20 protein-coding genes and 1 pseudogene are annotated in these 20,544 nt (G+C 62.4%); 10 read left to right on the top strand and 11 right to left on the bottom strand.

What is annotated here, in order from left to right:
• The first annotated feature begins 36 nt into the window (after positions 1–36).
• From ACVILL_RS37650 to ACVILL_RS37635, 4 genes are all read left to right on the top strand, one after another.
• Entirely contained in the window at positions 37–1,185 is a 1,149-nt protein-coding gene (locus ACVILL_RS37650; RefSeq protein WP_456733651.1) for an efflux RND transporter periplasmic adaptor subunit, read from the top strand.
• 385 nt (positions 1,186–1,570) lie between these two features.
• On the top strand, positions 1,571–1,816 hold the full coding sequence (locus tag ACVILL_RS37645; RefSeq protein WP_456733650.1) for a hypothetical protein: 246 nt from the start codon (positions 1,571–1,573) through the stop codon (positions 1,814–1,816).
• A 345-nt stretch (positions 1,817–2,161) separates the two neighbouring features.
• Positions 2,162–2,608 (top strand): hypothetical protein, encoded by a 447-nt coding sequence (locus tag ACVILL_RS37640; RefSeq protein WP_456733649.1) that lies wholly within the window; start codon positions 2,162–2,164, stop codon positions 2,606–2,608.
• A gap of 994 nt (positions 2,609–3,602) precedes the next feature.
• Positions 3,603–3,893 carry a hypothetical protein gene (locus ACVILL_RS37635; RefSeq protein WP_456733648.1) on the top strand — a complete coding sequence of 97 codons (291 nt, stop codon included), beginning with the start codon at positions 3,603–3,605 and terminating at the stop codon, positions 3,891–3,893.
• Between the two features lie 2 nt (positions 3,894–3,895).
• Here the strand turns inward: ACVILL_RS37635 and ACVILL_RS37630 are convergent, their stop codons facing one another.
• Positions 3,896–4,120 (bottom strand): hypothetical protein, encoded by a 225-nt coding sequence (locus ACVILL_RS37630; protein ID WP_456733647.1) that lies wholly within the window; start codon positions 4,118–4,120, stop codon positions 3,896–3,898.
• On the opposite strand from ACVILL_RS37630, the gene ACVILL_RS37625 reads away from it, so the two are divergent.
• Together ACVILL_RS37625 and ACVILL_RS37620 are read left to right on the top strand one after the other, a co-directional pair.
• Entirely contained in the window at positions 4,121–4,327 is a 207-nt protein-coding gene (locus tag ACVILL_RS37625) for a CidA/LrgA family protein (protein ID WP_456733646.1), read from the top strand.
• A 61-nt stretch (positions 4,328–4,388) separates the two neighbouring features.
• Positions 4,389–5,059: pseudogene (locus ACVILL_RS37620) on the top strand (LrgB family protein).
• Between the two features lie 717 nt (positions 5,060–5,776).
• Here ACVILL_RS37620 and ACVILL_RS37615 read toward each other — a convergent pair.
• From ACVILL_RS37615 to ACVILL_RS37590, 6 genes are all read right to left on the bottom strand, one after another.
• Entirely contained in the window at positions 5,777–5,914 is a 138-nt protein-coding gene (locus tag ACVILL_RS37615) for a hypothetical protein (RefSeq protein ID WP_456733645.1), read from the bottom strand.
• Positions 5,911–6,111, bottom strand: a complete 201-nt coding sequence (locus ACVILL_RS37610) for a hypothetical protein (protein ID WP_456733644.1) — start codon at positions 6,109–6,111, stop codon at positions 5,911–5,913. Before ACVILL_RS37610 ends, ACVILL_RS37615 begins: the two co-directional genes overlap by 4 nt.
• A gap of 10 nt (positions 6,112–6,121) precedes the next feature.
• Positions 6,122–7,285, bottom strand: coding sequence for a molybdopterin-dependent oxidoreductase (locus ACVILL_RS37605; RefSeq protein ID WP_456733643.1), 1,164 nt, complete (start codon positions 7,283–7,285; stop codon positions 6,122–6,124).
• Between the two features lie 121 nt (positions 7,286–7,406).
• Positions 7,407–7,637, bottom strand: coding sequence for a hypothetical protein (locus ACVILL_RS37600; RefSeq protein ID WP_456733642.1), 231 nt, complete (start codon positions 7,635–7,637; stop codon positions 7,407–7,409).
• Between the two features lie 228 nt (positions 7,638–7,865).
• Entirely contained in the window at positions 7,866–8,756 is an 891-nt protein-coding gene (locus tag ACVILL_RS37595) for a LysR substrate-binding domain-containing protein (RefSeq protein WP_456733641.1), read from the bottom strand.
• Between the two features lie 2 nt (positions 8,757–8,758).
• The gene (locus ACVILL_RS37590; protein ID WP_456733640.1) at positions 8,759–9,808 is read right to left on the bottom strand and encodes a YeiH family protein; all 1,050 of its coding nucleotides are present in this window, start codon (positions 9,806–9,808) and stop codon (positions 8,759–8,761) included.
• A 1,095-nt stretch (positions 9,809–10,903) separates the two neighbouring features.
• On the opposite strand from ACVILL_RS37590, the gene ACVILL_RS37585 reads away from it, so the two are divergent.
• Positions 10,904–11,479: an NADPH-dependent FMN reductase gene (locus ACVILL_RS37585; protein WP_456733639.1), complete on the top strand. Its 576-nt coding sequence runs from the start codon at positions 10,904–10,906 to the stop codon at positions 11,477–11,479.
• Between the two features lie 55 nt (positions 11,480–11,534).
• Here ACVILL_RS37585 and ACVILL_RS37580 read toward each other — a convergent pair whose 3' ends face one another.
• The 4 genes from ACVILL_RS37580 to ACVILL_RS37565 all read right to left on the bottom strand — a co-directional run bounded on the left by ACVILL_RS37580 (position 11,535) and on the right by ACVILL_RS37565 (position 16,687).
• A complete protein-coding gene (locus ACVILL_RS37580) occupies positions 11,535–12,167 on the bottom strand; it encodes a carbohydrate ABC transporter permease (protein ID WP_456733638.1) in 633 nt (210 codons plus the stop codon).
• Between the two features lie 176 nt (positions 12,168–12,343).
• On the bottom strand, positions 12,344–13,312 hold the full coding sequence (locus ACVILL_RS37575; RefSeq protein WP_456733637.1) for an HlyD family secretion protein: 969 nt from the start codon (positions 13,310–13,312) through the stop codon (positions 12,344–12,346).
• A complete protein-coding gene (locus ACVILL_RS37570; protein WP_456733636.1) occupies positions 13,299–15,557 on the bottom strand; it encodes an ABC transporter permease in 2,259 nt (752 codons plus the stop codon). The genes ACVILL_RS37575 and ACVILL_RS37570 overlap by 14 nt, the downstream gene beginning before the upstream one ends.
• A 68-nt stretch (positions 15,558–15,625) precedes the next feature.
• Complete coding sequence (locus ACVILL_RS37565; RefSeq protein ID WP_456733635.1) at positions 15,626–16,687, bottom strand: HlyD family secretion protein; 1,062 nt, start codon at positions 16,685–16,687, stop codon at positions 15,626–15,628.
• A gap of 482 nt (positions 16,688–17,169) precedes the next feature.
• Between ACVILL_RS37565 and ACVILL_RS37560 the strand changes: the two genes are divergently transcribed.
• The 3 genes from ACVILL_RS37560 to ACVILL_RS37550 all read left to right on the top strand — a co-directional run bounded on the left by ACVILL_RS37560 (position 17,170) and on the right by ACVILL_RS37550 (position 20,382).
• The gene (locus ACVILL_RS37560; RefSeq protein WP_456733634.1) at positions 17,170–18,075 is read left to right on the top strand and encodes a 3-hydroxyacyl-CoA dehydrogenase; all 906 of its coding nucleotides are present in this window, start codon (positions 17,170–17,172) and stop codon (positions 18,073–18,075) included.
• 21 nt (positions 18,076–18,096) lie between these two features.
• On the top strand, positions 18,097–19,074 hold the full coding sequence (locus ACVILL_RS37555) for a 3-hydroxyacyl-CoA dehydrogenase NAD-binding domain-containing protein (protein ID WP_456733633.1): 978 nt from the start codon (positions 18,097–18,099) through the stop codon (positions 19,072–19,074).
• A gap of 87 nt (positions 19,075–19,161) precedes the next feature.
• Entirely contained in the window at positions 19,162–20,382 is a 1,221-nt protein-coding gene (locus tag ACVILL_RS37550; protein ID WP_456733632.1) for an acyl-CoA dehydrogenase family protein, read from the top strand.
• Positions 20,383–20,544 lie beyond the last annotated feature (162 nt).

The following is a 20,544-nucleotide window of genomic DNA, read 5'->3' as shown; positions in this document are numbered from 1 at the left end:
ACCGAGGACAGGCCCGGTCGGCGATCCGGAGCAGCCGTGTTCGGCTCGGCTGCGCTGGTCTTGCTCGTCGGAGGGCTCGCCTTGGGTGGCTGGCGTCACTATCAGGCCGGGCGTGACGTGGCCGCGACGTCCGAACAAGCGCGCAGGTTTGTGCCCGAAGTTCGGGTCGCAAGTGTCCGCGCCAGCGACAGCAAGATAAACGTTACTTTGCCCGCGACAACAGCCGCCTTCGAGGCTGCGAACATATTTGCCAGGACCAGCGGTTACGTCGAAAAGCGCTACGTCGATATCGGCGATCGGGTGAAGGCAGGAGCGCTGCTGGCCGAGATCGTCGCGCCCGAGCTCGACCACCAGGTCGCGCAGGCCCAGGCCACGCTGGCGCAGACCCAAGGAACCCTGCAGCAGACGCAGGCGAGCCGCGAACTCGCCGAGGTCACCAACGCGCGCGACAGCGGTCTCGTCAAGCAGGGATGGCTGACCGCCCAGCAGGGCGACAATGACCGCCTGACGCTGCGCGCACAGCAGGCGGCCGAGGCAGTGGCGAAGTCGAACATCGCGGCTCAGCAAGCCCAGATCAAGGTTCTGCAGCAGGACAAGGCCTATCAGCGCGTGGTGGCTCCGTTCGACGGCGTGATCACCCAGCGCAACATCGACAATGGCAGCCTCGTGCAGGCCGGTTCGACATTCATGTTCACGCTGATGCATGCGAACGTCATCCGCACCCAGGTTTTCGTGCCCCAGGACGAGGCGTTCGGCGTCCAGCCGGGTGTTGATGCCGTCATCCGGGTTCCGGAAATTCCAGGGCGGGCGTTTCCGGGAAAGGTCACGCGGATCGCCACTGCGTTGCAGCCCGGGAGTCGCACGTTGCTGACCGAGATCGACGTGCCCAATCCGGACGGTGCGCTTCAGCCGGGCATCTATTGCACCGTGGAGCTGTTCATTCCACGCAAGACGCAGTCGATGATCGTCCCTGCGGACGCGGTTGTCTTCGACGAAAATGGCCTGCATGTTGCAGTCGTCGATGACGGTGTGGTTCATATGCGCAAGATCGCGATCGCCCGCGATTTCGGCACGGAGGTCGAGGTGCACCAGGGCGTCAAGCCAGGTGATCAGGTGATTCTCAACCCGATGCTGAACCTAACGGAGGGAAGCCGGGTCTCCATTCGCGCGCCGCGGACGAGCTAGTTCGCTGCGGTCGGCGGCTGGAGGCTCACAGTTCGAGGACAGGCCGATCAACGGCGCGGCTTGGTGATCAGCCGTCTCCGATTTTGGACTCGCGAGCGAGCCGCCGCGATCCGCGATGTCAGTCAACCCAGTGAATCAGGCGTGAAGATCGCCGGATTCAATGTGGGGTGGTTTCGCGATTGGCTGATGCCTTCGATACCGCCACTCACCGACCGTCAAGAAGGCATCGATTGCCTTCGCTGACCCTGCCTTGACTGAGCAAAGAGGATCGTGAACGGCTCACGGCTGATTGAGGAGCTGTGAGCAAGTCTTGCATTCGGATCTCCGCATCAATCCGCACCTCACTCACAGAGCCAACATGCTCTGTGTTTGAATGGAGAGATTGATGACAATGTTGAAGATCTTGTCGGCGGCACTGATTGCCACCGCGATGCTTGCATCGGCCGCAAGCGCACGAGAGAGCCACATGCACGAGCGGCACGCCGCTCATCATGCGAGCGGCTTTCCGTTTGCTGATGGTATCGACGGCCATCCCTGGATGTCCGTACCACCCGTTGGCTCCGATAGCGCGGCGCCCTCGGACCAGCCGGGCGGAATTTGCGACCACGGAGACGACCCGCAGATTTGCTGAGGCGCCCGGCCCGGCGAGCCTGAGGCCGGGCTCGGGTTCGCCAGAAGGGTTGAGGAGTGCGGGAGAGCTGCTCGGCGGCTTGTCTTGGAACGATTTATCCTTGGCAAGAATTCTGCTTAGCAGCCTGCGGGCGGCGATCTGCCCTGCATGGCTGCAGTGCCACTTGTGTCGACGGGATTCGTCGGGGCCGGACTGGCGAGGTCCATCGAAATGCTTTCGCTGCATGCCGCCGTGTTCGGGGTTGGCACGACGTCCGGTGCGGGGCTGATGCTGGTCTCGGCCGTGCCAGCATCGGGCATTGGCGCCCGAATGGTTCCCGGTGGAGGTCCTTGCGGGACAGCGGGCGTGGAGGCTGGCAAGGCCGCAGCATTGGTCAACGTGCTCCCGGGCGCCGACGTGCACGAGCTTCCTGGCGCGGGGCCACCGAGCATCGACGCTGGTGCGACGGTGCCCGTCGTGCTGCCGGTGACTGTGCCTACGATGGTCACTGGCATGGCCGCCGGCAAGCTTGCACCCGTTGTCGGCGCGGTCGGCCCCAACATGCCGGTGATGGTGCCCATTGCGATTTCTGCGCTCATCGCCACCGTGGGACTCGCGGAAACGCTGTTGCTCGTGGAAGTGACGCTCTCCACGGACGGCGAAAGCTCGACTTCGGTCGGCGCGCAATTCACGCTCGTTCCCGGAAGTGTCGGGTCCTGCGCCAGCGGGGGTGACGCCAGAGTGGTTGCCGGCGCACCGGGAATGGTCGCGGCCGAGAACAGGCTCGTGAACGGACTTGGCCCCGCCAGTTGAGACGACACAATCGCTCCCGGGGTTGTCGGAATGGACATGGCGGTCGTGCCCATGCTCGAGACTTGCGCCAGACAACTGCCACCGCTCAACAGAAGGGCGGCCGTCGCACAGATATGTTTACGCATTCGAATCCCAGACGCTCGGTTGCCGAGGTAACGTAGGCACCGGAGCCGATGGATCCAATTCACTTTCGAGAGCGGAGCGCGATGGCCGGGCAGTGGGTGCCGGCAGCGCGCCTGCGACCGGCGCATGCACGTCAGGTTCGCATCGAGTAGCTTCGCACCGCTCTTGATCAGAGATTCTCAATTCGCTGTCATGATCCTTGCCGGAGCGCATCTACCGCCTAATCTTAAGCTTGGATGATCAAATCATTGGAGATGCCCTCTGGAGGGACTGCTGTCTGCGAAGGTGCTACATGCAACGAATTCCATTCATACTGATCTGCATGGCAGTCTCGGCTTGGGCATCGCCTGGTTATGCGGTGCCGGTTGTCCCCTCTGATCCTCCAATGAGTGCCGGAAGGATCGCTCGCCTTCCATCCGGAATCAGGAGGGTCGTTTTGGCCAAGTGCGGCGCCAACGCTCAAGCAGGTCACTACTTCGCGACATACGACGATAACTCAAACGTCGTTCGGCTCGACTATTCACGCCTCCAGTGCCCGAATGCACCCGAACCTTGCGAAGGCTCCAGCTGCGTGCAGACGTTCATCCTCCACGCTGGCCAATATGTGCTGTCCAGGTCCGGCGGCAATCGCGCGTCGTGGCCGCATCCGCGGCGGGATCTGCCGTTGTGGTACCCTCGCAGGCCTACGTGACAGGAACTGCGCATTGTCGCGTCTCATCCTTCTGAGACGACGAAATCCACCTGAGGTCGTCGACGTCTGCCGTACCGAGTCTGTATTCCTTGTCAGGATCGCTCTCGCGATCGTGCTCGGTGCGGAGCGGGCCTGAACCTACTTCAAGTTCAGGTCATCTCAACGTCTGGAACACGAATCATGAGACTGTTGTCCCTGTTTTGCTTCGCACTTTGTCTCACCCTCTCCGCCACCACGGCATTTGCTCGCGGCGGCATGGGCGGATCCATGGGATCGCACATGTCGATGGGTGGCGCGCTCGGTACGAGTGCCGCCAGGCCGGGAACGAATTCCGCGGGCACCGCGCTGCCGTCATCCGGTGGGAGCGGCCATGCCATGAAGGGGCCGCTGCTCGGCACGAACCCTGCCATCGACATGGAGGACGCGCGGGTTGAAAAAATGCTGGAGGGGTCGATCTGTCGCGGATGTTGAATTCACGCACGCCGACGCAGCAAATGATCGTCCCCGCGTTTCTTGTTCTGCTGGCGTGCGAACTCGCCGGCGATCTGCTTCACTAGGTTCTTGCGCTCCCCCGTACCGGGACCGATGATCGGCATGTCGATCCTGGCCGTCGCGCTGGTCTTGAGAAGGGAAGGGCCGGCCGCGAAGTCGCCGGTGACTGCCGGCGTGAAGCACACTGCTGAAACCTGATCCGTCACATGGGGCTACTATTCGTGCCGGCCGGCGTTGGTCTCATTGCGGAGACTGGAGTGCTGCGGGCGCAATGGCTGCCGATTGCCGCGGGCCTGATCGGATCGACATTGCTGAGCCTCGCCGCCACCGGGTTGGTGATGTATTGGAGCATTCGCCGCCGCGCCGCGAGACGGTCGCCGGACACCGTGCAGGGGCGGAGACGCGTTGACTGACGTCAGGCGGTTGTCAACGGTTGCAATCGATCGTCTCTGGATTGCGCTTGGTGCGACGCCCGTGTTCTGGCTCGTGGTAACGCTGGCGGCTTACGCCCTCGGCAACGCGCTGCAGCGAGTCTGCGGTGGTTCGAGCTTCGCAAGCCCGGTGCTCACGGCCATCATTCTCGTGGCTTGCACCGTCGTGATGACCGGGACCGATTACAGGGTGTACTTTGCGGCAACCCAGCCCATCAATTTCCTGCTCGGGCCGGCAACCGTCGCCTTGGCCGTTCCGCTGGCGCGAAGCGCGCGGCTTCTCAAGGAGAATCTTCTGGGCATAGGGCTTACACTGATGGCGGGCTCCGTCACATCGATCCTCAGCGGGATTGGCCTGGTGTGGCGCCTTGGAGGCTCACGCGCGGTTGCGTTCTCGATGGCGCCGAAGGCGGCGACCACGCCGTTGCGGTCGCGGTCTCCAGCCAGGTCGGCGGCATTCCGGCCCTCACGTCCGCGCTCGCGATCCTTGGCGGTATTGTAGCGGCGATCGCTGGTCGGAAAATGTTGACCGCGCTGAACATCCACGATTGGCGGGCCCACGGTCTTGCGGCCGGAATTGCCGGGAGCGGCGTCGCGGCCGCGCAGGTGGCTGCACGCAACGAGCTTGGTGCCGCATTCGCCGCAGTTGGCATCGGATTAAATGGCGTCCTGATCGGACTCGTTGTTCCGCTGGCTGCCCAGTACTGGAAATAGCGGGCGCAGATTGTTGTCCTGAGCTCCTGTGCGCGCCCAGGTTCGAGTCGTTGCGGCCTTGAAGGGCGATCGCTGGTGCTCCGAGCGATGATGCCAGCAATGTGATATTTCGTGCAGCCCGTGCAGATTGGGATCACGAACGACGCGCATCACTTCCAGGAAGTGAACAACTGGAGAAAGTTCGATGCGTACTCTTTTAGCTGCAGGCTTTTTGATCTCACTGACCGCATGTGCGAGCGCGGCTCCCTTGCATGGTACCCACACCCGACATCGGGTCGTGACGCATCATGGGCAATCCGCATCGCTGGGTGACTTCGCCGTCCCGAGGGAGTCCTATGCGGCCACTCGGCCGCAGACCTATTACGACGACACGCCCAGCTATGACGATCCATCCAAGCTCGGTGGCCAGCCTCCCGCGATGTGATCCGCAGGATCCGGTCGCATGTCCCGTACGCCGCATCGATCGTGCAAACGATCTTGGGTGATCTCAATGCGTTGTCTTCTGGCGTTTGGTCTTCTGCTGATCTCGTGCGCCGCCTCCGCGGCAACGCACGGTCCGGTCGCCCCCGCGGCACGTGCGCAGGGCCATCGACATCAATTGGCAGCTCCGGGTGCAGCGTTGTCCGTCCGTCCTCGCTTCGCCGTTCCCGGCTGGACGGATGAAGACACCGAGCGCTGGCTGGACAACGCCAGCTCGGGCTGGTCGCAGGCCTGACGCTAGTTCGTTCCCTTGGTGCTGACGAGATAGTCGACGATCGCGGGCACGTCGCTCTCGTCGATAGGCGCTCTGTAGACCTTGATCATCTTGCGGACCTCGGAGTCCCAGACGGGCCTGGAGAGGGCAGGCTGGTTCAACACCATGTGTCTGCGGAGTGACAGGCCAGGCAGTTGTTGTTGATGGCATCCGCGCTGGATCCACCCGGAAACAGCGCATCGCCCGCAGGAAGCTCCACGGTTGTCGATGTGATTGCCAGAGCAGGCTGGACCCGGGCGGAGGTAGGCGTCAGCAGGGCAGCCAACGAGGCGCCAAGGGCAATGATGGCGTGGCGCATGAAATTGCTCCTAAATGGCGGTGATATGGGCCGTCTCGACGGCGTTGAGCATGAAACCGCTGCTGTTCCAGTTGGGCGTTTCGGGCTGCACTTCGCCGCTCAGATTCGTGCAACGGACCATGAGCGAATGATAGCCCTTCTCCAACTGGGGGACGCTCATCTGCCAGCGGCGGAAGCTGTACTTTCCGAAGTCATCGCCAAGTGTCGCGAGTTGCCAGGTCCGGCCGTCATCCATCGAAAGCTCGACCTTGGCGACGCCCGTATCGCCCCCGAAGGCAATCCCGCGGATTGTTGCGCTGGCGGCGGCTGGAAGCGACGCATTTTCCGCAACATTCGTGAAGAAGGACCGCGGCACCATGCGGCTGATCGGAACCAGCTTTACCCCGGTCTGGCCCGGCGCAACGTTGGCGTGCGGCGTATCCGGAATGGTATAGGCGGTCGCCATCCAGTAATTGTCGTCCGCGCGATCAAGGACTTCGATGTCGCTGAGCATCTTGACCCAATAGGTCGAGTACCACCCGGGCACGATCAGGCGTAGCGGAAAGCCGTTCAGCAACGGCAGCTGCTCGCCGTTCATCGCGAAGGCGATCATGACTTCGCCGTCGCGGGCGTGATCGATGTCGAGCGACTTTCGGAAATCGGGCGCTTCGGGCACCACGGGCTCGTCCAGTCCGTTGAAGCGGACCTGGATCGCGCCTGGCTTGACGCCCGCGCGGTCGAGCACATCCTTGAGCAGCACTCCCGTCCATCGCGCATTGCCCATCGCGCCATGCGCCCACTGCGCACCGGGGACACGAGGTGAAAAGAAACCTCGGGAATTGCCCGAGCACTGATTGACGGCGGCGAGCTCCACGCGAGGCAGCTTGAGCAGATCGCCGATCGACAACGACAGCGCTTGATTGACGTGACCGCCTACGGAAAGCCTGAAGGCCGCCGCATCCACCGATGTCGGGATCACGGCCCAGTGCCAGCGCACGTAAAACTGGCCGTTCGGCGTGAATACACCGCGATCGAACACTTCCATCGGAGTTTCCAGCAGCGGTGGCCGGGTGCGCTGCAGGATCATGGGTCCCTTCTGCGGGAAGTCGTGCGTCACCGGCCGCTGTCGCGGACCACCGGCAATCGGCAGCTCCACCGATTGATCTGCCCAGGCCGACGAGGATGCCAGCGCCATGCCCGCCACTCCAATGGTGCGAAGCACGGCACGGCGAGTCAGAGATTGGGAGCGTACTTGGTTGCGATGTTGCTGCATCGAGAGCTCCTGTCGAGGTGACGCATGCTCTTTCATGCATCGCTCATCCGAGGATCATGTCCGCGAACGGATCTGCGACCTGCCGCTGCGGCGGCGCCTGATGGCTGCACTGCAGATGCCGGTTGCTAAGGCGCAACCGCTCTTGCGAGTGAATGATACTCCCTTTTCTCGAAAAATGCATCTCGTTGTGGGCCTGCGCGGGCGGCGCACCGAGTACCGAAGCTGTGGTGGCCAGCGCGGCAATCGCGAGGAAAGCGCGGTACGAACCGATCATTGTGAATCTCCATCTCGATGTTTCCGGCAGGCGGTGTTCGATGTGCCTGTCGCTTATCAAGGACGTAGGCCGCAGTGCGGCAGCAATCCAACGAGATCATGAGATCGTTCTGATCGCCGGACACGATCGAATGCGCAAGGACGCTCGCGCGCCGACGACGCTCCCGGCATTGCCGGCGAGGCATCAGTTCAATGATCGCAGAAGTGTCACCCGCGGTCGCAGGTCGTCCTACGCGGCAGCGCCCGCAACGATGCTGGACATCAGCGCGGCCTCGGCCTTGCTCACATGCCGCTCCTTGTGGCGTAAAGCGTAGAACGAGCGCGTCGCCAGTTCGCCTTCCAGCTGGAACAGCCGCTTTGCCACGACCGCCTTCTCAACCACCAGATCGGAGATGGCCGCGGCACAGCGGCCGGTCTCGATCGCGGTTCGAATTGCCTCGTTGGAGGCCAGCTCGAGCTGCACCGTCAAGTTGGAGAGGCGCACCCCGCGCTTCTTCAAGGCCCGCTCGAACATGGCGCGCGTTCCGGAGCCCGGCTCGCGAAGGATCCATGGTGTCCTGATCATCCAGTCGGGAGGAAGCGACTTCTGGGTCGCAAATGGGTGTTGTGCGCCGACCACAGCGACCAGCGTATCGGTGTCGACGCGGCGGGCGGACAGTGCAGGATCGTCGATCTCGCCCTCGATGAAGCCGACATCCGCCATACCTTCGCGAACGTCGGTCGCGACCTGTTCGGTGTTGGCGATCCTGACCGCGATTTCGATGGCGGGATAGGTCGCCTGAAATGCCAGCAGTCTCGCGGGCAGCCAGTAGCTGCCGACGGTCTGGCTGGCAGCAATCACAAGCTTTCCGGCCGTGAGCCCGGCAAAATCCCGCAGCACCTGCTCGGCTGCATGGGCACGCGCCAGCACAGCACGCGCTTCGCTGAGAAAGCGGCGGCCCATATGCGTGAGAACGATGCCGCGGCCCACCCGATCGAACAGCTTGACGCCGTAACGCCCTTCGAGCGCGGCGATTGCCGCGCTCGTGGCCGATTGTGTCAGATTCAGTTCGCGCGCGGCTTGCGTGACGTGCTGCTTGTCGGCGACCGCGGCAAAGATCCGGAGCTGTTCGAGCGTCATGGTCACCCCATGAGTTTGATGAGCGTCAGGCTGAAAGCTGCGACGAAGAGGAAGGCGAACCCGCCCAATATAGCTGGCCGCAAACCCTTCGCGTAGAGTCTTGAGACGTCGGTCTCGAGGCCCATGGCGGCGAGTGCGATCGTGAGCAGGAACGTCGACAAAGTGACGGTTGCGCTTCTAGCGTCTGCCGGGATGGTCACGACGCTGTTGATGGCGGCCACCGCGACAAAGCCGATAGCGAACCAGGGGAGGGGCGGCCTTCCGGATCCGCGCCTGGCTCCCGTCCGGGGCGCGACGCTCAGGGCCAGGACCACGGGCGCAAGCAACATGACACGGGCAAGCTTGGCGACCGTCGCGATTTCGCCGGCGCGCTGGCCGTTCTGAAAGGAAGCGGCGGCCACCTGCGCAATCTCATGGATGGATGCCCCGCTCCAGAGCCCGTAGGCCGCGCCGTCGAGATGCAGAAGATGCGGCAGCACGGGATAGACGAACATTGCGATCGAACCAAAGATTGTGACGCAGGCAATCGCATAGGCGACATCCTCGTCGGATGCCTCGGTGACGCTGTTGGTCGCTACAACTGCCGAAGCACCGCAGATCGAGGTGCCCGCGGCGATCAATTCGGTCAGCTTCCGATCGACGCCCAGCGCTCGACCGGCTGCGAGAGTGAACGCGAATGTCGCAACGAGCGTGGCGGTCACTATGAAGAGCCCCGTTGCGCCCACGGCCGCAAGCTGTGTCAGTGTGATCTGAAGACCGAGGAGAACGATCGCTGATCGGAGCAGACGGCGCATGCTGAACGCGATTCCCGGGCCGGCGAAGGATGGCGTGCCGACAAGATTGCGCACCGCGATCCCGATCGTGATCGCAAGAATCATCGGGCTGAACGTGGCGCCACCGGGAATGCTGTGAAGCAGGTCTGCGGCGAGCGCGACGGCTCCCGCCAGCGCGACGCCAGGGATGATCGGCCGCGCGGATTCCACGCGAGATAGGATGGCGTTGCATATGACGGGTTTGATTGAAGGTTGACGGGAATGGATCGCTGAGGTCATTGGCGTCTCTCCGGGTGTACGCCAATTGTGGTGCGCGGATTCAAACTTATCTAACAGATTAGTTTAACCGTTATCATCGACAGAATCGATTAATCTGCAAAATCGATCGCCTTCGCGGTCGGACCACGTCTGTGATCGGACCAAAGATTGCCACGATCAAGCTCGCAATCGGTGAGCCGGCGGAGATCTTGAGGGCTGTCGCGAACGAGGTCCGCAGACAGGCACGCCCGATATGGTCTTGCGAGCCGGCGACTCCGCTTCGTCGCTTCAGCGCGAAGCAGGTGTCGGCTTTTGCGCGCCGCGCCAGTGAATGAACTCGTATTTAGTCGATGTCCACGCGCGAGGCACTACCTCCTCATTGTCGGTGACGTTTCACGCGATCCGCACGACCGTTTTGCGCGGTGCGTTCTCGCGTACTCGCACAGCAGTCCCACGCCTTGTCACGGGCAACCCAGGAGTCCGACAATGTGCTCTTTTCACCAATTCAGCGCTTTCGCGGCCTCGCGCGGCGACGGGCTTCATCCGAAGCTGCACGCGCTGCTCGAACGGACGGCCACATCTCCGGCTTCCGAGCTCTCGCTGCGCCATGATGGTCTGGCTCAAGCCGGTCCGGATCCGAGCCCGGAAATCGTATCGTCGCACAACAACGTGATTCCGTTCTCGCGATAATCGGCCAATCAGACAAGCGCGTCTAAATAGAGTTTTAGTGGTGACGGGTCGGCCGCTGCCTACTTCCAGATCGTTCGCACAACATAAGGAGACGATCATGACCTCGACCACACCGGCAACTGCATTCGCGACCGACCACGACCAGTGGATCAGCTGCTCTCACTGGGGCATGTTTCCGCTGCGCCAAGCGCACTGACTGCGATCGGGCCGGTCCGACCTCAGATCCGGCGAACAGAGTCCTCGATCGCACTTCATCGCCGTCGCAAGGCAACTTTCCAGCTGCGATCTGCAAGCTCCTGGAATTCGGGCAAATTGGAAAGGAGGCTGCCGACCTGTGGCCTACCTCTCCAGGTAGTGGTCACAATCGACGAATCCTGCAACGACGATCGCTGACGTGGCCGATAAGTGCAGTGCGATGGAGATAGTATGACGTCAGCAGCCTCAACCCGTCTTGTCGGGTTACCTGGTAGCCTTCGCAAGAGGTCTTATTCGCGCGCAACCTTGGCCAGTCTGCGCGATATCCTTCCAAGCACTACGAGCCTGGAAATATTGAGTCCGGAGCTTCCCCTCTACAATGAGGATGAGGATGGAAATCATGCTCCGATCGAGGTGCGACAGTTTCGGAATGTGGTGGCGCACAGCGCCGGCTTGATCATCGTCACGCCGGAATACAATCACGGCATGCCGGGAGTGCTGAAAAATGCGCTGGACTGGGCGTCCCGCCCATATCGGAAGTCCGTCCTGATCGACAAGCCGGTCCTGGTGATATCGGTGTCTCCAGCCTTCACCGGTGGTGTTCGGGCCCACGCGCAGGTCAACGAGACGCTGCTTTCAATCCCTGCCTGCCTCGTTGGCGGAGCGCAGGTCGTTATCGGGAACGTCGCGGAGAAGCTGTCGCAGGAGAGGCTGGATCGATCATTTCTCGGCTTTGCAATGCAGTCGGTCGATCGACTGATCGAGCTTTCACGGAACGCCTCGGCCGCAGTCGCAGCGGCTCAGTGAATATCGGACACTGAGTCGCGAAGGGGGCTGGAACATGGGTTGAGGCAAGAAGGGCTTATGCCTTGACTGCCCCGGCCGTCATGCCGTCGATGAAGCGGCGTTGCAGCAGGAAAAATATCAGCACGACCGGCAGCACGATAATCACTGCCGCCGCCAGCATCTCACCCCAATCCGTCGAATACTGCCCGGCCAAGCTGTATAATTTCACGATGGCCGTGACATTGTCGTTGTTCTGTAGGAACGTAACCGCGATGACGAATTCATTCCAGGCGTTGAGGCCGACGATGATCGCCACTGTGAGAAGCCCCGGCCGCATCATCGGCAGGACGACATAGTAGAATTTCTGCCATGCCGTCGCGCCGTCCACCTCGGAGGCCTCCTCAAGCGCATAGGGGATCGAGAGGACATAGGTGCGCAGCAGGAAGATCGAGAATGGCGAGAACATCGCCGTGTAGATCAGCGCTACCGCCGGAATCGAATTGACGAGGCCGAGTTTCGCGAAGATGAAGTACAGTGGGTAGAGATAGAGCTGCACCGGAACGGTGATCGTCGCCATGAAATAGAGGGTGACGATGCGCCAGCCGCGCCCTTGCTGGCGGGCAAGGACGTAGGCGCAAGGCGCTGCCGTGACGCACACAAGGATGATGGTGAGCCGCGGCTCGCCGCCGGCGAGATGAAATGACTGCAAACCGCCATGTCACTACAATCCTCTCGGCAGCTAGAATTGGACAGTGCGGCGAACGATCGAATAGTCCTGAGATCGGGGGTATGTCGCTGAGCCGGCGCGAGCCAGTTCGGAGGTTCGCGCACTGTTACGGAGTTCTGGACGGGTGAGGCGGGGGGGATTTCTTTGCTGTGCTTTCGTTAACGCTCAATCCAAACAGTCATGCCCGGCTCAAAGCCCGCGGGCTCTCCCTGCGGTTCGAGGCGCAAGCGAAGCGTGTTGCGATCATGATCCCCAATAACCCGCTCGGCCTGCCAGGTGGCGAACGTTCCGATCGGTCGCAGTTCGGTGATGCCGGCCTTGATCGCGCCGGCGGTGCCATCTCGTATCACGCTCGCCGTTTCTCCCATCGCGAGACGGTTGAGATGATCTTCGCGGACATTGAACGAGAGCCATTGCCTGCCTGCCGCTTCGATCATCAGGATCGGTTGGCCCGTGCGAACGTTTTCGCCGACTTCTGCGGCGATGACGGTGACGATGCCGGCAGCCGGAGCACGCAAGACCATCTTGTCCAGCCGGCGCTCGAGCACGGTGACCGCGGCGGCCGCAGCCAGCACCTGCGCGTCGGCGATCGCACGTTCCTCCCGGGTAGGTCCCGCGACCGCCGCATCGTAATTCGCCTGGGCTCCCGCCACGTCGGCACGCGCGCTGGCAACGTCGTTTTCGGCCTGGTCCAGCGACTGTTGGGACTCAAAGCTCTGACGCGCCAGCGTGCTGGTTCTGGTGAGCTGGGCCTGCACGTAGTCGAGGCGGGATCCTGCCTTGGCGATTGCCGCCTTCAGCGAGTCGATCTGTTCGCGACGGACGCCAGCGTAGACGTTGTTGCGGTTCGCGGTTGCCGAGGCCAGAGCGGCACGCGCCTGGTCTGCCTGCGCCGTCAGTTCCACCGCGGAGAGCCGCGCCAGGATGTCGCCCGCGTGCACATTTGCGCCCCTCTCGACTGCGATCGACATCAGTTGGCCGTTCATCTCCGGCTCCACCCTGACTTCGGTCGCCCGCACGACGCCAATGATAGGGGCCGCCGATCCGGAACGACGCAGGGAGGTGATCAGAACACCTGCGATGAGCACGAGTGCGATGGCAACAAGGGCGTATCTAGCTTTGCGCATATTGCGCTCCCCTCTTGACGGCAAGTGCCGAGATCACCGCGAGCGCGAAATAGCCCAGCGCCAGACACCACAGCCAGAGCCAGTCATGCCCGACTTCCCAGATGCTGGCACCGAGCTGGTTGATACGCACGAGACCGTCGATCGCGGAATCGGCGGGGAACATCCGACCGAGCGTAAGGGCGACATCGGGGATTGCTTCGCGCGGCCATGCGAAGCCGGCGGTGAAGAACTGAGGCAGGCTGGTGGCCAGCAGGAGCAGGGTGGCGTTTTCCGGCCGTGTGAACCAGGCCCCGATGGCCTGTCCCATAAAACTCGTCGCCAGCAAAAAGACGGTCGCCAGCGCGAAGATCTGTGGAACGTGTCCGAGCGTCGAAAAGCCGTAGATCCGCGGCAACACAATAAGATAAAGCGCGAGCGCTGGAAGGTAGATGGTCAGATGGGCGACGCTGCGGCCAAGCACGCCGGCAAACGCTCCGCCGGCGCCGGCCAGGGCGGTTCCGGTCAGCATCGCCGCCCCGATCAGAAGCGTTTGTTGCAGGATCAGCACAAACGCAGCTGGAACGACATAGCTCGCATAGCCGCCGACGGGGTTGAATATCGGCTGCAGCAGAACGTCGGCCGGGCTCGCGCTCGCCAATTTCGCCTTGACGAGGCTGCCGTCCGAACGCGCGCCCCGCGAAATGAGCTCTGACGTCAATGCTCCTATCGCCGTGGCGATCCCGCTCGCAGTCGATCTGAATATGAAGAGATAAGTGGCGTCGGCGTAGACCGGGATACGAGCGGTGATGCCCTTGAGCGCGTCGCGCTCGGTGCCTGCCGGAATTTCGACGGCGGCAAAGGCCTTGCCACGATCGATGGCGGCGTGCGCGTCGGCAAGGGTGCGGGCGCGAACCGCAACGCTCAATGCGCCACTCGCATCCAGCGTCTCGACAATCCGGCGGCTGAGATCGCTGAGATCATTGTCGACGACCGCGATCGGAAGCTTGCGCAGGATCTGGTTCAGATAGGGTTGCGGATAATAGATGCCGTAAACCAGCGGAGCCAGAAGCAGCACACTGAAAGCACTTCGGGTTCGGAGTACGCGCAACCACTCCGCTATGAAGGCGCCGCCGATGCCGCGCCGCGTAGGGTCGCTCGCTGGCTGCTCGGCAGGTCGCGCCGCCTCAAACCAGCCCCTGCGTTTGAGGCTCGCCATGCGCAGCAAGGCAAGGCCGGCAAAGAGCAGCGTCAGGCCGGCGAGCGCCGCGAAGGGAACGGCGGCTTCCGAGACCGGCAATCCCCGCGCTGCCTGTCCCAGCAAGACGGCCATGTACCAGCGCAGCGGCAGGATCGTGCTCCAGACTTGCGCAAAGGCGTTCATGCCGACCGTGGGAAAGCCGACGCCGGCGTAGCCGAATGCCGGGGAGGCAAACAGGCCCGCGAGTCCGAGCCCCGTCGCCAGGTCGCCGGCCAATAGCTGCAGCAAGGCGCCCACCGACAAATAGGCAATGATCAAGAGGGAGCCGGCGGCGATCATCAAAGGCAGGTCCCCCCGGAAGCGGATTTGCAGCACGCCCTCCAGGAACAGCGGCACGGCCAGCATGATCACGAGGAAGATGCAGAATAGCGGCGCGAGCTTGCCGGCCAACGCTGCGACCGGATCGCCGCCGGCACTTTCCAGCCACTCCTGCGCGTTGCGACGGCGGAATTCGGAGCCGACGGAATAGCCGGCGGCAAGGGTGATCACCACATGGATGATGGTCGGCAGCAACGCACGCAGCAGGAACTGAGCATAGTTCTTTTGCGGGTTTACCAGCGCGATGGTCTCAGCAGAGAGCGTTCCCAGCGAAGCCGGAGCGGGTGAGGCGCGCCTGGCGGGAGCGGCCACCGCCGCCGCGGCGGAAAGCGAATCGCTCAGCCCCGAGGACGCAATGCCGGCTGCCGTCAGGAACTGCTGGTTATAGAAGCCTACGACCTGCGGGCGGCGTTCGGCCTTCAGGTCGCTCTCGAAATCGGGCGGAATATGGATTGCCGAGATCGCCTTACCCGACCGTATGTCCTGCACGGCCGCCGACAGTGTGCCGGCGCGGTCGACGATCTTCAGGCTCGGTGAGGCCGCGACGTACTCGACCAGGGCCCGCGAAGCATCCGAATTGTCCTCGTCGACGACCGTCACCCCGAGCCCGCGGATGACCGGATGGCTGAAGACGGTCGTGAGAACCACGAACGCAAACAGCGGCACGCCGAAGATCAAAAGCAGCGCCACGCGATCGCGAAACAGCCAGCGGCACTCGCGTTGCGCGACTCGCCAAAATCCGGGTTTTGACACCGGCCTCATTGGCGAGACCGCCAGTCGAGATAGGCGCTCATTCCAGGTCGCAGCTCCGGCACCGGCTGGACCGGGTAGGCGCGGATCGAAAACGTCCGCAGGTCGAAATCGCCCGTAGCACGCGTGGCCCGCCAGCTCGCATACTCACCCTTGGTCGCCACCAGCTTGACCTCGACCGTGACGGAGCGGTCGGCGAGAGCCGGAATACGAACGTCAAACCGGTCGCCGACCTTCAAGCCTTTCACCAGATCTTCGCGAAGATCGAAATGAATCCAAACGTCGGCCAGGTCGATCAAGGTAACGAGCGGTACGCCCGGCGATACGTATTCACCCGGCTCCACGTTGCGTTGATAAACCTGCGAGGCAACGGGAGCATAGACTTGGAGTTGATCGATGATCGATTGAACACTCTGGATATCGGCATTGGCCTTTTCGACGTTGGTCCTGGCAATCGCCCGCTCTTCTTTCGTATAGCCGTTGACTGCCTGGTCGTAGGCCGACTGGGCCTGATCGACCGCGCGTTCGCTTTCGTGCAGCGCATCCGTCATCTGGTCGAGACGGGCTTGCGGCGCGTTGCCCTGTCCGGTCAATGTACTGGTTCGATCATAGGTCTTCTGCGCCAGCACCAGCGCCGCCTGCGCGCGCTCCAGCTCCGCCTTCCGCGCGGCGATGACTTCCGCCCGCGTTCCGACTAGCACGTTGGCAAGCTGTGCCTCGGCCACAGCCATCGCCGCTTTCATCTGCTCGTATTTGGCCAGCGTTTCCGGATTATCGATCTGCACGAGCACCGCTCCCGCTGCAACGTTCTGGCCGCGGTTGACAGGAATTTCCTTGACCCGTCCGTCGACGCGGGCGGCTATATCGAGGCGCGTTGCATCGGCCTCGCCCTGTACGAGTAATGGCTCCGGTCGCAACAGATAGAAGACGGAAAACGCCACAACGACCGCTGCAACGATACCTACGATAATGGAAGGAGCATGCGTCGCCGCGTGCGCGCTCTTGTCCTGGCCGTCGTGCGGTGTGTTGGATGCAATTTGAATGTCCTCGCCAGAGGTCGGCGTGTCCATGCCTGTTTCCATTTGGTTCATGAGCGTCTTGGTTGTCAGGCCTCGCCGGACTTCCATACACTGTGTCTGACCTGGCGGCAGCGTGACTTAGCCAGCGCGTGCATTTTTCCGCTTGTCCGGACGCGCTCCGATTTGCATGTTCGTGCGGTTCACCATAGCTCACAGCTTTGATCGCGAAGAAAAGTTCGTGCGCAGCGCCATCGCCCGGCAATGAGAGATGGGGATCCGCATGTTCCGCATGTCCGAAGTCGCAAAACCCTCCGCGAATTGAGTCACTGTGAACTGATCACGGACCGGTATCAAACTAGCTTCGTGTACGAACGTGCAAGTGCGCAGCGGAGACGAATCGCGCCGTGCGACGGCAAGAAGAAGCACAACCATTCCAGCCATGATCGTCTCATTCAATATTGCGGCAAGGTTTCGCGGCACTGTCCCGGTCAAGCGCTGACCAATTCCGCGTCAAACCGCCGTACGGGTGTCACATGTCCGAAGCCGTCAGGAAGCACAGTCAAACCGCCGTCGCGCCTCGTCTCTTTGTCCTGGAGCTGAACGCCGGCCACATTCACTCCATGAATACGGACGGTTCCGACCGCAAGACCATCGTGTCGGGTTGCCATTTGCCGGATGGTATCGTCGTCGATGCCGAGGCCGGTCATATCTACTGGACCAACATGGGCATCCCAAGTCTGGATGACGGGTCGATCGAGCGCGCCGATGTCGACGGCAAGAACCGCAAGACCGTCGTCCCGCAGGGCAAGACCCACACCCCGAAGCAGATCATTCTCGATAAGAAGGCTGGCAAGCTCTATTGGTGCGACCGTGAGGGTATGCGCGTCATGCGCTGCAATCTCGACGGCTCGCAGCTGGAGACGCTGATCGAAGCCGGTCGCGGCGAAGCCGATAGCCGGGATCAGACCCGATGGTGCGTCGGGCTGACGATCGACCCGAAACTCGGACATATCTACTGGACGCAAAAGGGCCCTGACAATGCCGGGCTCGGCCGTCTGTTCCGCGCCAATGTCGAAATTCCCGCCGGCCAGACCGCAGCGACCAGGTCCGACATCGAGATCTTCTACGACGGTCTGCCGGAGCCGATCGATCTCGAGCTCGACGTCAAGAACCGCATTCTCTACTGGACCGACCGCGGCGACCCGCCGCGCGGCAACACGGTAAACCGCGCCTCGATCGACACCAAGCCTGCCGAGCCGGAGATCGTGGTGACCCATCTCATGGAAGGGATCGGAATCGCGCTCGATGTTCCGAACGACCGCATGTTCGTGACCGATTTCGCCGGCTCGGTGTATTTCGCACGGCTCGACGGATCCGGGGAACGAAACTTCCTCTTCGCCCAGGGCAATCTCACCGGCATCGCCTACGCCGAAATCTGATCACCGCTTCGGAGACATGACATGACAGATACCAAGCCCATTCGCCGCATCGCCATCATCGGCACCGGCGTGATCGGCGCGAGCTGGAGCTCGCTGTATCTCGCCAAGGGATTGCAGGTGATCGCGACGGACCCTGCGCCGAACGCGGAGGCCGCGTTGAGGAAGTTTGTCGAGACCGCCTGGCCTGCGCTCAACCGATTGGGCCTCTCGCCCGGAGCGTCGCAATCCAACCTGACGTTTACACCCGACCTCGCGAAGGCGCTCGCCGGCGTCGACCTCGTCCAGGAGAACGGACCCGAGCGGATCGACTTCAAGCAGAAACTCTATGGGCAACTCGACGAGCTACTGCCGCCCGAGGTGATCATCGCGTCGAGCTCGTCGGGGCTCACCATGAGCGAAATCCAGAAGGGCGCCGCGACCCATCCCGAGCGCTGCGTCATCGGTCATCCCTTCAATCCGCCCCACTTGATCCCGCTGGTCGAGATCGTCGGCGGAGCCAAGACCTCGGCGGCAACGATCCAGCGCGCGGATGAATTCTACACCTCGATCGGGCAACGGACGGTGCGCGTCAACAAGGAGATGCCGGGGCATGTCGCCAACCGGCTACAGGCGGCCCTCAGTCGCGAAATTTATTACCTTGTCGCCGAAGGCGTCGTGAGCGCCGCCGACGTCGACACTGCTCTGTCCTGGGGCCCGGGCCTGCGCTGGGGCGTTATGGGCGGCCTGATGCTCAACCATCTCGGTGGCGGTCCGGGCGGCATCGAGCACTTCTTCCAGCAGTTCACCGGCCCGATGACGGCCTGGTGGAAGACCCTCGGCTCGCCGGTGCTAACGCCGGAAGTGCAAAAGATACTCATCGACAGCGTCCATGCCGAGGCGGGATCGCGCACCATCGCGGAGCTGGAGGCGGAGCGTGACGAAGTCCTGCTCGGATTGATCGAGCTGCGCAACAAGGTTGCCAGGTCGAGCGAAGCGAAATCAAAGAAGTCGGTCGCCTGAGGCCGGGCGCGGCCGGCGCCGTCGATCACAGATCGGACAGTCCTACAATTTTTTCCGGCGTTCAAGCCGCAGTCAAAGGAGTCTCACATGCCCACCGCAGCAACCGCAACCAAGACCGCCGCGCCGAAGCCGGTGCCCGTCCCCAACGGCGATTTCTATCAGCTGGTCGACCTTCTCACCCCAGAGGAGAAAGCGGTCGTCAAGAAGGTGCGGACCTATATGGAGACCAAGGTCCAGCCGATCATCAACAAATATTGGTCCGACGACGCGTTTCCGTTCGAACTGCTGCCAACGTTCAAGGAGCTCGGCCTCGGCGGACTTGGCTTTGAGGGTTATGGCTGTGCCGGCGGCAGCCAGAAGCTATTCGGCTTCGTCGCCATGGAGCTGGCGCGCACCGACGCGTCGTTCTGCACCTTCTTCGGCGTCCACAGCGGCCTCGCCATGGGTTCGATCTATCTCGATGGCTCCGAGGAGCAGAAGCAGAAATGGTTGCCGGCGATGGCACGCTGGGAAAAGATCGGATGCTTCGGCCTCACCGAGCCGTTGGTCGGTTCGGGAACCAGCGGCGGCCTCACCACAACGGCGAAGCGTGAGGGCGACAGCTGGATTCTCAATGGACAGAAGCGCTGGATCGGCAATGCGCCGTGGTGCGACATCTCGATCATCTGGGCCCGCGATCTTGCCGACAATCAGGTGAAGGGATTTATCGTCGAGAACAAGTCGACGCCCGGTTTCAGCGTCGAGAAGATCGAGCACAAGATCGCGCTCAAGGTGGTCCAGAACGGCCAGATCACCCTGAAGGATGTACGGGTGCCGGAAGCGAACCGGCTGCAGGGCGGCAATTCGTTCCGCGATACCGCACGCGTGCTGCGGATGACGCGATACATGGTGGGCTGGGCTTCGACCGGCATCCAGATGGGCGCATTCGAAGCAACCGTCAAATACGCCCAGGAACGGCTGCAATTCGGCAAGCCGATTGCTTCGTTCCAGCTGATTCAGGATCTGCTCGCCAAGATGCTTGGCAATCTGACTGCGTGCCAGTGCCTGATGCTCCGCCTGGCGCAGCTCGACGACGAAGGCAAGCTTGGCGACCATCACGCGGCGTTGGCGAAGGCGTTCTGCACGTCGAAATCGCGTGAAACCGTCTCATGGGGGCGCGAAGTCCTGGGCGGCAATGGCATCGTCGCCGACTACAATCTCGCGCGCTTCTTCGCCGATGCCGAAGCCCTCTACTCCTACGAAGGCACGTATCAGATGCAGAATCTGATCGTCGGCAAGGCCATCACCGGTCACGGCGCCTTCATCTGACATCCCAGCGGCGCCGGCGCTGTGGCGCCGGCCGCCCTCGCAATCCCGGAGATACGATTATGGCTTCGCAAGCTGCCCCGCTCACCCCTTCGCCTGCGACCGTGCCCAGCTCCTTGCCCAGGGCGGCATTGGCGCTCGCGAATGTCCTGTACGAGAAAAACG

The organism is Bradyrhizobium sp. USDA 3364, from assembly GCF_054056355.1.
The sequence above is the reverse complement of the archived record's forward strand: the minus strand, read 5'-3'. Positions and strand labels throughout refer to the sequence as shown.